The 13645-nt window shown below is 68.5% G+C and carries 16 protein-coding genes; 7 read left to right on the top strand and 9 right to left on the bottom strand.

What is annotated here, in order from left to right:
• The first annotated feature begins 25 nt into the window (after nt 1-25).
• The 5 genes from U9J66_RS04445 (at nt 26) to U9J66_RS04425 (ending at nt 4068) form a co-directional block, all read left to right on the top strand.
• Entirely contained in the window at nt 26-232 is a 207-nt protein-coding gene (locus tag U9J66_RS04445) for an MbtH family protein (protein ID WP_014911161.1), read from the top strand.
• A 100-nt stretch (nt 233-332) separates the two neighbouring features.
• Nucleotides 333-1646 carry an enterobactin transporter EntS gene (entS, locus tag U9J66_RS04440; RefSeq protein WP_326337113.1) on the top strand — a complete coding sequence of 438 codons (1314 nt, stop codon included), beginning with the start codon at nt 333-335 and terminating at the stop codon, nt 1644-1646.
• On the top strand, nt 1643-2449 hold the full coding sequence (locus tag U9J66_RS04435) for a siderophore-interacting protein (protein ID WP_161111786.1): 807 nt from the start codon (nt 1643-1645) through the stop codon (nt 2447-2449). Before entS ends, U9J66_RS04435 begins: the two co-directional genes overlap by 4 nt.
• Before the next feature lie 144 nt (nt 2450-2593).
• Nucleotides 2594-3340 carry an ABC transporter ATP-binding protein gene (locus U9J66_RS04430; protein WP_326337112.1) on the top strand — a complete coding sequence of 249 codons (747 nt, stop codon included), beginning with the start codon at nt 2594-2596 and terminating at the stop codon, nt 3338-3340.
• Nucleotides 3337-4068: an ABC transporter permease gene (locus U9J66_RS04425; RefSeq protein WP_017536022.1), complete on the top strand. Its 732-nt coding sequence runs from the start codon at nt 3337-3339 to the stop codon at nt 4066-4068. Before U9J66_RS04430 ends, U9J66_RS04425 begins: the two co-directional genes overlap by 4 nt.
• 1 nt (nt 4069) lies before the next feature.
• Here U9J66_RS04425 and U9J66_RS04420 read toward each other — a convergent pair whose 3' ends face one another.
• The 4 genes from U9J66_RS04420 to rpmG form a co-directional block, all read right to left on the bottom strand.
• Nucleotides 4070-4651 carry a hypothetical protein gene (locus U9J66_RS04420; RefSeq protein WP_326337111.1) on the bottom strand — a complete coding sequence of 194 codons (582 nt, stop codon included), beginning with the start codon at nt 4649-4651 and terminating at the stop codon, nt 4070-4072.
• A gap of 413 nt (nt 4652-5064) precedes the next feature.
• Nucleotides 5065-5235, bottom strand: coding sequence for a 50S ribosomal protein L32 (gene rpmF, locus U9J66_RS04415; protein ID WP_161111789.1), 171 nt, complete (start codon nt 5233-5235; stop codon nt 5065-5067).
• A 73-nt stretch (nt 5236-5308) separates the two neighbouring features.
• Entirely contained in the window at nt 5309-5554 is a 246-nt protein-coding gene (locus U9J66_RS04410) for a type B 50S ribosomal protein L31 (RefSeq protein WP_014908653.1), read from the bottom strand.
• A gap of 31 nt (nt 5555-5585) precedes the next feature.
• Entirely contained in the window at nt 5586-5750 is a 165-nt protein-coding gene (gene rpmG / locus U9J66_RS04405; RefSeq protein WP_014908751.1) for a 50S ribosomal protein L33, read from the bottom strand.
• 757 nt (nt 5751-6507) lie between these two features.
• Here rpmG and U9J66_RS04400 point away from each other — a divergent pair.
• On the top strand, nt 6508-7827 hold the full coding sequence (locus U9J66_RS04400; RefSeq protein WP_326337110.1) for an outer membrane protein assembly factor BamB family protein: 1320 nt from the start codon (nt 6508-6510) through the stop codon (nt 7825-7827).
• 274 nt (nt 7828-8101) lie between these two features.
• Nucleotides 8102-9022: a S1 family peptidase gene (locus U9J66_RS04395; protein ID WP_326337109.1), complete on the top strand. Its 921-nt coding sequence runs from the start codon at nt 8102-8104 to the stop codon at nt 9020-9022.
• A gap of 148 nt (nt 9023-9170) precedes the next feature.
• Here U9J66_RS04395 and U9J66_RS04390 read toward each other — a convergent pair whose 3' ends face one another.
• From U9J66_RS04390 to U9J66_RS04370, 5 genes are read right to left on the bottom strand one after another with little or no spacing between them, the layout of a single operon-like run.
• Nucleotides 9171-9914: a hypothetical protein gene (locus U9J66_RS04390; RefSeq protein WP_326337108.1), complete on the bottom strand. Its 744-nt coding sequence runs from the start codon at nt 9912-9914 to the stop codon at nt 9171-9173.
• Nucleotides 9911-11308, bottom strand: coding sequence for an MFS transporter (locus U9J66_RS04385; RefSeq protein WP_014909513.1), 1398 nt, complete (start codon nt 11306-11308; stop codon nt 9911-9913). Before U9J66_RS04385 ends, U9J66_RS04390 begins: the two co-directional genes overlap by 4 nt.
• Entirely contained in the window at nt 11305-11994 is a 690-nt protein-coding gene (locus U9J66_RS04380; protein WP_326337107.1) for an HAD family hydrolase, read from the bottom strand. The genes U9J66_RS04385 and U9J66_RS04380 overlap by 4 nt, the downstream gene beginning before the upstream one ends.
• Complete coding sequence (locus U9J66_RS04375) at nt 11991-12947, bottom strand: pseudouridine-5'-phosphate glycosidase (protein ID WP_326337106.1); 957 nt, start codon at nt 12945-12947, stop codon at nt 11991-11993. The genes U9J66_RS04380 and U9J66_RS04375 overlap by 4 nt, the downstream gene beginning before the upstream one ends.
• An 11-nt stretch (nt 12948-12958) precedes the next feature.
• The gene (locus U9J66_RS04370; RefSeq protein WP_014908965.1) at nt 12959-13639 is read right to left on the bottom strand and encodes a transglutaminase-like domain-containing protein; all 681 of its coding nucleotides are present in this window, start codon (nt 13637-13639) and stop codon (nt 12959-12961) included.
• Between the last annotated feature and the right edge of the window lie 6 nt (nt 13640-13645).

Below are 13645 nucleotides of genomic sequence, written 5' to 3'. Positions count from 1 at the left end.
CCCGCACCCGACGGAAGGAGTCACCATGACCAACCCCTTCGACGACGCCGAGGGCACCTTCCTCGTCCTGGTCAACGAGGAGGAGCAGCACTCGCTCTGGCCCGTCTTCGCCCACGTCCCCGACGGCTGGACCCCCGTCCACGGGCCCTCCTCCCGGGACGAGGCCCTGGACTACGTCAACACCCACTGGACCGACCTGCGCCCGCGCGGCCTGCGCGAGTCCCTCGCCTGACCCCACCGGAACGGCTCGGTGGAGCCCCTCGTGCGGCTCCACCGACCGTGCCCCCGGGCCCGACACCCACGCGCCCGTACCAGTCTTCGTGAAGGACCCCGTGAAACTCTCCACGCTGATGGTCGACATCGGCCCCCTGCGCACGAGCCGCGAGTTCAGGATCGTCTTCGTCGCCCGACTCGTGTCCATCTTCGGGCTGGGCTTCGCCGCCGTGGCGCTGCCGATGCAGGTCTACCAGCTCACCGGGTCCTCCCTCGCCGTGGCGACCGTGCACACCACCTCCGCCGTCAGCGTCCTCACCGGCACCATCGTCGCCGGCATGCTCGCCGACCGGGGTGACCGCCGCCGCCTCATCGTCATCGGCCGCGCCTCCGCCGTCATCGGTTTCGGAGCGCTGGCCGTCAACACCCTCACCCCCGGCGAACCCTGGCTGTGGGTGATCTACGCGGCCGCCGCCTTCAACGGCTTCTTCGGCTCCTTCAGCGCCGTCGCCCTCCAGGCCGCCGCCCCCGGCTTCGTCCCCCGCGACAAACTCCCCGCCGCCGGCGCCCTGCTCGCCCTCAACGGCGAACTCGGCTCCGTACTGGCCCCCGCCCTGGGCGGCGGCATCATCGCACTGTGGGGGATGGGCACCAACTTCGTCATCACCGCCCTGCTCTCCCTGTTCACCACCCTCCTGGTGTGGCGTCTGCCCCGACTCGACGCCCCCGAGGACGGCCGACGGCAGTCGATCGCCACCGCCCTGCGCGAAGGCGGACGCTTCGCCGTCGGCCACCGCGTCGTCGGACCGCTCCTGCTGCTGGGCCTGGTCCAGATGCTCTTCGCCGCGCCCCAGGTGCTCATCAACGAGTTCACCGACAAGGTCCTCGGCGGCGGCCCCGGCCTGGTCGGACTGCTCTACACCGCCCCCGCCGTCGGCGCGCTCCTCGGCTCGCTCACCAGCGGCTGGGCCGGACGCGCCCACCGGACCGGAGCGCTCCTGCTCACCGCCGTCGCCCTGTGCGGCCTGGCCGTCCTCGGACTGGGCGCGAGCACCTGGGCACCGTTCGCCTTCGTGTTCCTGGCCTTCCTCGGCTTCGGTCAGGTCGTGGAGGAGATCCTGCGCTACGCCCTCCTCCAGTCGCACACCCCCGACCGGCTCCGCGGCCGCGTCAACGCGGTGTGGACCGCCCAGTCCACCGTGGGCGGCTCGGCCGGCGCCCTCACCCTCGGCGGTCTGGCCCCCCTCATCGGCGCGGCCGGAGCCCTCATGGCCGGCGGCGCCCTCACCATCGTGAGCGTCGGTGCCCTGGCCGTCGCCTTCGCCGGCCTGCGCACCGCACGGGTCCTCCGGGACCCCGAGACCCTCGCGTCCGACGGCCCGACCGTCGCCGGCGCGAACCGTACGACCCGAACCGACAAGGAGAAGAAGTGACCCACGAACGCCTCCTCGAGATGTACCCGCTCAAGCGACGGGTCCTGGAGGTCGCCGAGGTCGAGCGCGTCACCCCGAGGATGATCCGCGTCCACCTGGAGGGCCCCGACCTCGAAGGCCTGCGCAGCGACCACTTCGCCGACCACGTCAAGCTCTGGTTCCCCAACGAGGACGGCGACCACGTCCTGCCCATCGTCGAGGACGACCGCTGCCTCAACTTCCGCGCCGAGGGCGTGGTCTTTCGCGACTACACCGTCCGCGCCCTGGACACCGAGGCCGGGCGGTTGAGCATCGACTTCGTCGCCCACGACCACGGGCCCGCCGGCCGCTGGGCGATCGACGCCGAGCCCGGACAGCGGCTCGGGGTGCTCGGCCCGCGCGGCACCGCCTGGATCACCGGCGAGTTCGACCACCACGTGCTCCTGGTCGACGAGACCGCCCTGCCGGCCGCCGCCCGCTACATCGAGGAGCTTCCCGAGGACGCCGAGGTCCACGCGTTCTTCGAGGTCGCCGACGCCGCCGAGGAACAGGAGCTCAAGGCCCCGAAGAACGCCCGGATCACCTGGCTGCACCGGAACGGGGCCGAGCCCGGCTCCACCGACCTGCTGTTGGAGGCCTTCCGTTCCCTGGAGCTTCCCGAAGGCGACGGCTTCGTGTACGCGGCGGGGGAGGCCGGCACCCTCAAGCCCATCCGCCGCCTGCTCAAGGAACGCGGCTTCGTGCGCAACGAGACCTGCGAGGTCGACGGCTACTGGCGCCGCGGCACCAGCAACCTCGACCACCACGAGGAGGACGAGGACTAGTCTCCTCGATCCTCCCGGAGAACGGGCCCCGCGATCGAAGTCCGATCGCGGGGCCCGCCGTCGTCCGCGCGACCGGTAAGCGAACCGTGAACCCCGCGAGTGGCGCCTTGACCGGGCCGGATCCGCCACCGATGATGCTGCGCCATGAACCAAGGTGCCCACCACGCCCAAGATCCGCCCACACCCGCCGTCACCGTCCGCGACCTGCGGGTACGACGCGGCGGCACCACGGTCTTCGACGGTATCGACCTGGAGATCGCCCGAGGCGGGATCACCGGCCTGATGGGGCCCTCCGGCTGCGGTAAGACCACCCTGATGCGCGCCATCGTCGGGGCCCAACGGATCCGTTCGGGCACCGTCACCGTGCTCGACCGGGAGGCCGGAAGCGCGACACTGCGCCGCCGTGTCGCCTACGACACCCAGGCCGCGTCGGTCTACACCGACCTCACCGTCGAACAGAACCTGCGCTACTTCGCCCGCCTGATCGGCGCCTCCCGACACGACATCGAACGCGTCCTCGACCAGGTGAACCTGCGCGACCAGGCCGGGCGCCGGGTCGACACGCTCAGCGGGGGCCAGGCCAGCCGGGTCTCGCTCGCCGTCGCCATCCTCGGCCGCCCCGAACTCATCGTCCTCGACGAACCCACCGTCGGCCTCGACCCCCTGCTGCGCGAGGAACTGTGGGAGGTCTTCCACACCCTGGTCGCCGAAGGGGCGACCCTCATCGTCTCCAGCCACGTCATGGACGAGGCCCTGCGCTGCGACCGGCTGCTCCTGATGCGCGACGGCCGCGTCATCGCCGACACCACACCCGCGCGGCTGCTCTCCGAGACCGGCGCCGCCGACCCCGACCGCGCCTTCCTGACCCTGATCGAGAGGAAGGCCGGATGAACGTCACCCGCACCTTCGCCACCAGCGGCCGCGTCCTGCGCCAACTCGGCCACGACCCCAGGTCGATCGTCCTGCTGCTCGTTGCGCCGAGCCTGCTCGTCGGCCTCTTCGCCTGGCTCTTCACCGACACCGACGTGTTCGACGGCATCGGCCCGGCGATCCTCGCCCTCTTCCCGTTCGTGGTGATGTTCCTGATCACCAGCGTCACCACCCTGCGCGAACGCCGCTCCGGAACCCTCGAACGCCTGCTGTCCACCCCGATCGGTAGATTCGACCTGATCTTCGGCTACGCGTTCGCCTTCGGTCTCGCCGCCGTCGTCCAGGCCTTCGTCACCGTGCTCTTCGCCGTATACGTGTGCGGCCTCGACGTCCAGGGCCCGCTCTGGCAGCTGGGCGTGGTCGCGGTCGTCGACGCCCTGCTGGGCACCGCGCTCGGGCTGCTGGCCAGCGCGTTCGCGCGCACCGAGTTCCAGGCGGTGCAGTTCATGCCGGTGCTGGTGTTCCCGCAGATCATCCTCGGCGGCCTCTTCATGCCCCGCGACCGGATGCCCGACGTGCTCTACGCGATCTCGGACTGGCTGCCCCTGAGCCACGCCATCGACGCGGTCAACGCCGTCGCCGCCGGCGACGAGGCCTGGGAGGTGTACCGCCCCCTGCTGATCGTCGCCGCCTTCACCGTGGGCGCCGTCCTTCTCGCCTCCCTCACCCTCCGCCGCCGCACCCCGTGACCTAGAGGTTCTCGGAGCGGGTTCCCGCGCTACGCCAGGCCTGCCAGGCGAGGTAGGAGAACGGCAGGACCAGAAGCAGGTCGGCGAGGTAGGCGACCCAATCCACGCGTAGGACCCTGCCCGCGGGGAAGGCGATGGCCGCGACGCAGATGAAGACGGCCGCCCAGCGGGGCGAGGTCCGGGTCCATCCGATCATCAGACCGAAAACGAACAGGGCGAGAGGGAAGATCGGCCCGGGAAGCCAGAGCACGAGGAGGCTCTGAGGGGGGTATTCGGAGAAGCTGGACAATGCTATTCGATTCACCACCCCCAAGGCCTCCTCGAAGAATCCCTGGAGGCCGAAGGAGATGGTTCCGAACATTCCTGCGAGAAGAACGATCAGCCAGATTCCCGAAATATTGGGGATATGAACACGAAGTCGATCGTATTCCCCGAGAAAACCGTAGACCCAGGGCACCATGGACAGTGCGATCAGCATTCCTCCGGTCACTCCGTAGTGTCCATCGTTCCAGAAGAACGGGGAGGCGGCGAAGGTGACCGGGCCGAGAAAAAGTGCCACGGCCTGTAGTCTCTTGATGAGCATGGCAGTACCCTACGGTCCCTGGTCGGTTCTTCGAAGAGGTGACCGGAAATTCCGGAGCGTCGTGTTCGTTCGTGTCGGGAAAAGGAGGATACCCTTCTCTTCGGCATTTCAGATGTTTTTTCCTGAGGTCTCCCCGGGTCTTCCGGAGAAGGAGCATGCAGGCCGAGGCCTGCTGAATCTTCGGAGCGAGAACCAGAGGAGTTCGTACCGAACCGATCGTCGGTGGCCCGATCGGAACTCCGCGGACGCCGCCGGTCGGCCGCGGTCCTGGTCGGTGTCGGTCGAACACCGACCAGGACCCCTCACCCGCTGATGATTCGGGCGGTGCCGCGTGGATCGTTCCTCTCACCGGCGTCCGCGCGACCGTTGAGGGGACGGGTGACGGTACGGGAGGAAGGCCCGAAGAACGGTGCCTAGTCCGGCAGGGGGAGAAGACCACGCCGGTAGGCGCGCACGAGGTTGCGGGGGACGCGGTACTCACGACCTCGGATGTGGACGGTGATCAGTTCCGGTGTCGCGGCCTTCCACTGGGAACGGCGCGTACGCGTGTTGGATCGGGACATCTTGCGTTTGGGTACTGCCATGCCGGTGATTCCTTTCGATTCGGGGTGGTCTCGTGGACGCCTTCTCCGGTGTCGGCGGGGTCGGGCGCCGCGGTCATCCGCGTCGGTATCGGCGCTGGAAGCGCTCCACCCGGCCGGCGGTGTCCACCACACGGGAGGTGCCCGTGTAGAAGGGGTGGCTCGCGCTGGAGATCTCGACGTCGATCACCGGGTAGGTGCGGCCGTCCTCCCACTCGATGGTCTTGTCACTGCTTCGGGTGGAGCGGGTGAGGAAAGCGAAGTCGGCCGCCTTGTCACGGAAGACGACGTGCTCGTACCTGGGGTGGATGTTCTTCTGCATGGTGTTCTCCGTGGGGTGTGGGCGCGTTCGCTCAGCGTTCCTCGCGGAACTCGACGTGGCGGCGGATCTTGGGGTCGTACTTGCGCAGGACCAGGCGATCAGGGGTGTTGCGACGGTTCTTCCGGGTCACGTAGGTGGTGCCGGTGCCCGCAGTGGAGCGGAGTTTGATGATGGGGCGAACGTCGTTGCGAGCCATGGGGTCCCTCCTCGTGGTGGAGCTTGTCAGAAAATGATAACCGTTTTCAATAGTAGGGTGTTCGTGACCCGGAGAGCGCCACCCGTCGAGGCCACCGGGCCGTGTACGTACGCCGGTACGCGCGTGGTCCCCGCCGGAGTGGCTTGAGGACACCCGGCGGCGGGTTCCGGACGCCGGTCGATCCGACCGATTCAGGTGACGGATCGGCGTCTCGGGAACCCGAGTGCCCCAAGAGGCCGTACAGACGTCTTGGGGCGCCGGCGGCTCGGGCCTTCCACCGTGGAGGTCCGAGTGGCCGTGGTCCGGACGTGAGCCCGATGGTGAAGACCCGTTCCACGTGCTCGGAGGGTCGAGGAGTTCCCCGTCCGTTCGATCGGCCGGTACAAGGGTCGATGCGCGCGGACCTCTTCGGGTCCTCGGGTCGCGAGGGGAGCCCTTATGTTCTCTCTACTCGCCATCGCCCTCGGCGTCTAAGGGTTTCTCTATTGATCTCTTTCTCGAATTGGATTTCACATGACCTGATCGACCCAGTGGAGATCGGCGGGTTCAGGTCTCTGAGGCGCGGTCCCGGACGGAGGCTTCTGAACAGGGGTGGAGCAGGAGGCGTATGCGTCCGGTGGACCCCGAGAAGATTCTCCCTTTGAAATGGGTGTTGCTCTGAGTCTGGAGCGCTGTGTTATGGGTGGGGATTTTCCTGTATGCTCTTTTTCTTCCTCGGCGCTGTAGGAGGGTTGAGAACGGAGCCCGGGGAAGGCCGATGTCAGGTTCGATCGCATCCTCACCGAGGTGCCTGGATATTTTTGTTGGGACCGCTTTGAAGTTCGGAATATGCCTGATTGCTCCCGTCCTGCTTGTATCCGGATGTTCGTTCGTGGGATTCGGGGATTCGATCCCACCGCCTATATATGATCTGGGCGTTCCGGCTTCGGTGGGTGAAGTGACATGGGAATGGGAAACCGATGCGGAGTCATTGAACGTACTGCCGGTGGTCGGTGGTGTCGCGGTCTTCGACGGTTCCGGCGTGACGGTCCTTTCTGGTGACACGGGACAGGTGAGGTGGGAGTACCACCAGGGGAAGGGGAGGGTGATCGGAGCGGTGACCTCGAATGGTGAGCATGTGGTGGTCCAGGAGCCTGTTCCCGGAGCCCCCCAGGATTTTCGGATGCATGTGCTGGATGTGGCCACTGGAGAGAGCCTCCGTGAGGAAGCCCTTGATGTGACGGAAAGGAAGGTGGGGGATGGGGGAAGATTTCATGCGTGGATCGCTCCGTCATTGGCCGATGTGAGCGTTGATCATGAACTCTGGTTCTCCCGTGAGGGCTCTGAGGTCATTGCCCGCAGGTTCGATGATGGAGGTCGGGCCTGGGCGACATCAGAGGTCCGGGCCTGCGAAGGTGTCGGAGACGTAGGGCCGATCGCTCTGGTGGACGAGGTGCTATTGGGCTCGGTCACGTGTTATGCGTTCGACGAAGACGATCCGGACGATGATGCGCTGCATGATTCCAATGCCGATTTCACTTCCGAGGTGGTGGCCTGGAACGCGGCGGACGGCCGAGAGCTGTGGCGGCTGGAGACCCCCGAAGTCACCAGCCCCTACCACTCGAGAAATAGAAGCCTGACCGATCACTCCGGGGGAATCGTTTCCGCGGACGCCTCTCCGACGCTCATGAGTCATTGGGTCGACCCGACCACAGAGGAATACGGGTGGGTCGAAGACGCGAATGTCGTGGGTTCCTTCGAGGGAGGAGAACGGCTCGGTGTTTGGAGGATCGGTGAGTACCGGGTCGAGGATCGTTCAGGTGAGGTGCTCTACAGGGTGAGCGAGCCCTCGGAGCAAGGTCGGGTCGCTCCGTTGGCCTTGGCCGACGGGATGGTCCGTGTGCTCGAGAGCTCGGAGGGCGGCTCGGAGGGTGTCGTGTTCGCCCGCTTCCGCGGCGCGGACCGGGAAGTCGATCTTTCTCTGGAGGTCGAGAGTGGAGTGAATCTCGAATTCGGCGTCGGTGCGGTGGTTCCCGGAGCGGTCGTGGTCCCTTTCACGGACAACGAGGGGAGAAGCGGTGTCGTGGGAATGAGCTGATGCGCTTTTTCCTGCGGGTGCGCTTCACGCCCCTGTGTCGCTCTCCCCGCCCCACGGGGTCGGACCCCACCGCCCCTTCCCACCTGGAACGATGTCGGGCGCATCCACCATAAGTACGTCCTCCACCCCCTCTTTCGATCTCCCGAATTTCCCAGGGGGAGTTCCATTGGTCGAGGGTCGTCTGGTCCTCGCGGCCGATGTCCCGTGCCGCTCCGATCCCTAGTTTCGAAGGCGTAGGAGAAAGAAGGAACATTCCACCAGGGAAGAGGAGCGCATGTTCGAAGGCGGCGGGAAGAGGGCCGGGTCGTCCCGGAGTCGTGGACCGGCCTTCGCGGTGGTGGTGGGGGCGGGCGCCCTCTTGGGGGCGATCGTGGCGGCCGCCCCGGCGAGCGCGATCATCGGTGGTGTCGACGCCACCGAGGAGTACGAGTTCATGGCGGCCCTGTTCGACGACAAGGGCGCCCACATGTGCGGGGGCGCTCTGGTCGACGAGGAGTGGGTGCTCACCGCGGGGCATTGCACCTTCCCCGAGGAGATCACCGTGCGTGTGGGCAGCACCGACCACACCCAGGGGGGAAGCGAGCGCGAGGTCGTGGAGGTGGTCGAGCATCCCGACTACGAGGTGGAGGACGTGAGCGACGATCCCGACTACGAGCTCTCGGAGTATCTGCTGTGGAACGATCTCGCGCTGGTGAGGCTGGACTCCCCGGTCGAGCAGACCCCGATCGACCTCGGTGAGGTGTCGTCCGTCCCCGACTCGGCGGTGCGCGTCCTCGGTTGGGGGATGGTCGACGAGTTCGGTGAGAAGGACAAGCCGGACATGCTCCAGCAGTTGGACACCGAGGTCGTCGACCCGGAACGGTGCGCGGAGATGGATCCCGAGAGCGATCTGTGTTCGGAGCACCCGACCGACGAGGCCCAGGCCTGCATCACCGACTCCGGCGGTCCTCTGATCCGTGGTGAGGAGGGCGATCGGGAGCTGGTCGGCGTGGTCAGCCGTGACGGCGACTTCGATGAGAGTCCGCTCTGCGTGGGGCCGATGGTCTTCACTGACCCCGTGGCGCACGCGGACTGGATCACCTCCACCATCGGTGACGAGACCTCGGCGAAGACCCCCGAGCCGGTGCCGGCGAAGGGGGTCGGTCACGTCCGCGGCGCCGACGACCACCGGCCCTCCGACTTCGAACGGGGTTGATCTCCGGGGCGCCGGTACGGCCGGCGGCGTGAACCCCGAACGGACGGCCCCCGGTGACGCATCCCTGCGCCACCGGGGGCCGTCCTCGTGCCCGGTCACAGCGGGCCCGCCGCCCCGGGCCTTCCGAACCTCCACGGGCCTCGGTCCATCAGGGGACCGGGGTCGCCCGGGCGACGGAGGCGGCGCGTCTCTCCATGGCGCGCAGGAGGGCCGAGTTCGAGGAGATGACGTTCAGTCTCCGTGACCGGCGCAACCGTTCGGCGGCGGTGAGGCTGGCGAAACCACCACCGGGAACGAGCAGGGTGTCGATGCCCGGTTCCAGCCTCTGGAGGATCTGGCGTTCGAGTTCGTCCTGGTCCACGGCGAAGCGCGCCCCCCGGTCGAAGAGGTCGGGGCGTTCGATGCCGTCCCACTCCACAGGCAGCTCGTATCGGATGATCTGGCGTACCCGCACCGGCAGGTAGGAGCGGATGGCCTCCAACGTGCCGTCGCTGAACCAGGGCGGGGCCACCACGGCGATCCCGTCGGCCCGGTTCCGGGCCAGTTCCTCCCGGATCGCCTGGCCGGCGGTGACGGTCGGAACACCACCGGACAGCCGCTCGACGTGTGCGCCGAAGGCGGTGTCGAACGCCGTCCCGCCGAACACGCTGCTGCTGGCGAAGCAGTAGCCCAGCGCGTGGACGTCGAGGTCGCCCAGTTGGCGTACGGCGACGTCCATGCCGGTGCCGGAGAGGAGCTCCTCCACGTCCAGGCCGGTGAATTCGGTTCCGAAGGGACGCGGGGTCCAAAAGCGCGCGGTGTGCACGCTCGTGTCGGGCCCGACCGAACGCCAGATCTCCATCTCGGGGACGGGGTCGTTGTGGATGACCAGGAGGCCGAGTCTCGTCCTCATACCCGGACCTCCTCCACGGGCCTCTTCTCCGGACGGCGCAGGATCAGCGGGGAGATGAGCATGCCCGCGGCGGCGAAGGCGGCCGTGAGCCCGAACGCCCAGCGGAACTCCACGCCCGTCGGGTCGGTGCCCAGGATGATGGTCAGCAGGGCGACCGTGACCGCCGCCGACAGGTACTGGGAGGTGGTCATGAGCGCTCCGGCCGTGCCCTGGTGCCGGTCCGGTACGTCCCTGGTGCCGATGACGAACATGGAGGTGTAGATGACCCCGTGTCCGAAGCCGCTCAGCAGCAGGCCGGGCAGCAGGTGGGTGGTGTAGGTGCCCGACCCGAGCATGGCGGCGAGCAACGCCAGGCCGACGACGCTGATCAGGAAGCCCACGGTCATGGTCGTTCCCGCGCCGATGCGTTCCACCGCGCGGCCCGCGGCCATGTTCCCGAAGGTCACCATGACGGCCAGGGGGAGGAAGCCCAGTCCCGCCTGGAGCGGTGTGAAGCCCTCCAGTTTCTGGAGCAGGAGTGTGACCAGGTAGAACTCCGAGCCCACGCTGGCCATGTACAGGTAGGTGGCCACCACGCCGGCTCCGAGAGAGCGGGTGCGCCGCAGGGACCGGTCCACCATCACGTTGTCGGACCACGCCTCGTTGGTGAGGAAGGCCAGACCCAGGACCACGGCGACCAGGCAGGCGACTCCGGCGTACATGCCCGGGGTACCCGGGTCCGCCACCAGGGTCAGACCGATGACCAGGGCGAGGAGCGCGCCGGTGCCCATCATCGCGGCGGGCAGGGGCACGCGTCCCGCCCGGTCCTGCCGGGAGGCGGCGGTCAGCCACAGCAGACCGCCCAGGGCGGCCAGCAGGGTCAGCGGGATGTTGATGAGGAAGGTCCATCGCCAGGAGAACTCGGTGAGGACGCCACCGAGGATGGCGCCCACGGCGAGACCGGAGGCGCCGATGGCGCCCCAGATGGACAGGGCGCGTGAGCGGGCCGGACCGGCCGCGAAGGTCGCGCTGATGAGGCCGATGGTCGCCGGCTGGAGGAAGGCCGCCGACAGCCCCTGCGCGCCTCGGCTGATCAGGAGCGCCATGCCCTCTTGGGCGAAGCCTCCCAGGGCGCTGGCCGCGCCGAAGGCGATGACCGAGACGAGGAAGACCCGCTTGGCGCCGACACGGTCGCAGACGCGTCCTCCCACCAGCAGGAGGCCGGCGAACAGGAGGGCGTAGGCGCTGACGATCCATTGGAGGACGGAGGAGGAGAGACCGAGGTCGTGCCCGACGCTGGGCATGGCGACGTAGATGATGGAGTAGTCCAGCGCGATGAGGAACTGCGCCAGACAGAGAACGGTGAGGGCACCGATCGCCTGGGGACTTGCCGTGGATCTGAGGACCGTGTTCATCGAGTCGCTTTCGTGGCGGTTTGCAGGGCCGGATCGTGCAGATGACCGGCGAGTTCGAGGACGGAGCCGGCGACGAGGAGGGCGCCCGCCGAGAACAGGGCCTCGGCGTCGGCGACACCCCAGTCGACCCCGATCGCCGTCATGCCGGCGTCGACGGCCATGGTGACGTCGTCGGGGGAGTCGCCCACGACCACGCACTCCTCGGGGCGGAGCCCGAGGGAGTCCGCGGCCAGGAGGGCCGGGTCCGGGGCGGGTTTTCCCCGGGCGGCCAGGTCGTGTCCGATGACCAGGTCGGGGTGGCGGTCCAGCCCCGTGGACTCCAGGAGTTCGTGGGCGCTGCGCGTGATCTTGCTGGTGACCACCGCGATCCGGGCGCCCTCCTCGGACAGGTCCGTCAACAGCTCCCGGACACCGGGGAAGACCAGGGTCGAGGCGGCGGCCCGGCTGCGGCGGGCGAAGGACTCGCGGAAGAGCGCCTTGGCCGCCTCCCACACCGTCTCGTCGCCTCGGGGGATGAGGAGGGGCAGGATCGTGTCGAGGGGCTTGCCGATGAGGCCTCGGGCGTCGGCCGGCAGCGGTACCGCGCCGTAAGGGGCGCAGGCGTCGTGGAAGGCGGCCAGGATCACCGAGGGCGAGTCCACCAGCGTGCCGTCCAGGTCGAAGAGGACACCGCGTGCGCGCTTCACGACCCCACCGTCGCCTTCGTGGACGCTTCGGCGCGGACGGCGGTCTCCGCGACCGCGAGCCGGGCGGCCAGCCGGGTCGTGGACTCCAGGACCGCGCGGTTGACCCGCGCGCTGCGCCCGTCCGTGGCCTTGGCGATGGCCGACAGGACGAACGGGGTGAGCGCGGCCCCGGTCGCCCCGGCCTCGTGCGCCTCCCGCAGCGCCTCCTCCACCAGCGTGTCGAGCAGGTCGGCGTCGATGCTCCATTCCTCCTCGATGGGGTGGGTGACCACCACGGAGGAGGGGGAGACCGCCGCCCAGTGCCGGTGCGCGACCCCCGCCAGCTCCGCCAGGTCGTCGAGGCGATGGGGGACGGGCCGTCCCGTGCTGCGCGTGTAGTAGCCGGGGAAGTCGTCGGACCGGTATCCGATGACGGGCACGCCCACGGTCTCCAGGTACTCCAGGGTCAGGGCGGGGTCGAGCATGGACTTGGCACCGGCGCAGACCACCGCCACGGGCGAGCGGGTGAACTCGGTGAGGTCCGTGGAGACGTCGAAGGAGACCTCGGCCCCTCGGTGCACGCCCCCGATGCCCGCGACCGCGAACACCCTGATCCCCGCGGCGACCGTGCCGATGAGAGCGGAGGAGACCGTGGTTCCGCCGGTGCGTCCGCCGTGCAGGGCCATCGCCAGGTCCCGGGTACTGATCTTCTGGTCGTCGGAGGCCTTGGCCAGCCGTTCCAGTTCCTCGTCCGAGACCCCGACACGCAGGGCGCCGTCGATCACCGCGACCCGGGCGGGGACCGCCCCCTCCTCCCGAGCGCATCGGTCGACCGCCAGCGCGGTCTCCAGGTTGTTCGGGTAGGTGCCTCCGGCGACCACGGAGGTCTCCATGGCGACGACGGCCTCGCGGTTCTCCACGGCGGCACGGACCTCGTCGGAGACGATGACGGCCGACCGGTCGGGACTGCTCATGTCCACTCCTCTCACTCTCCACGCTCACGGCGGGCGTCATCGGCCAGCGACCCTTGGGCGGTCACCAGTTCCGGGCCGACGAGTTTCGGATGGTTGGCGGCGATACCGCCGACCACGGTGTCGTAGGGGAAGTCGTCGTACTCGCCGCGCCACCGGACGAACTCCATGTGGCGACGCCCCTGTTCGTCGAAGGGGTGGTAGTAGCTGTCGTCGCGACCGTCGAACTCCAACGGCCGGATCCCGTAGAGACGGCACAGCAGGGTGTTGAAGACGGGGGTCGCGCGGATCCAGGCGCCGTCGATCCGCACCGACACCAGGGCGTGGAAGGTGAAGAGGTCGCCGCCCATGAGCTCGAGGAGACGCTCGGAGGCCAGGTGGTTGCGCACGTCCCCGTAGACCAGCCGGGTGGGGATGCCCACCGAGCGGGCGGCCGCGGCGTAGACGATGGACTTGTGGACGCAGAACCCCTGCCCGCGCTTGAGGACGCCGGAGGCGCGGACGCCCTCACGGGTGAGATCGGCGTCGTAGACCTCGTAGCGGATACCGTCGCGCACGGCGTCGTGCAGCCGTACGGCCATCTCACGGGGCGAGGCGTTCCGATCCGGGAGGGCCCGGTCGACGAACTCCCGCACTTCGGGGCTCTGGTGGTCGAGGAAGTAGGTCGGTTCCGTCGGTGTTCGGGTCTCGGTCACGTCTGT

It is taken from the genome of Nocardiopsis sp. LDBS1602, assembly GCF_035818715.1.
Lineage (GTDB): Bacteria > Actinomycetota > Actinomycetes > Streptosporangiales > Streptosporangiaceae > Nocardiopsis > Nocardiopsis alba.
Note: the sequence above shows the minus strand (reverse complement) of the source record. Positions and strands in the feature narration are given on the sequence as shown.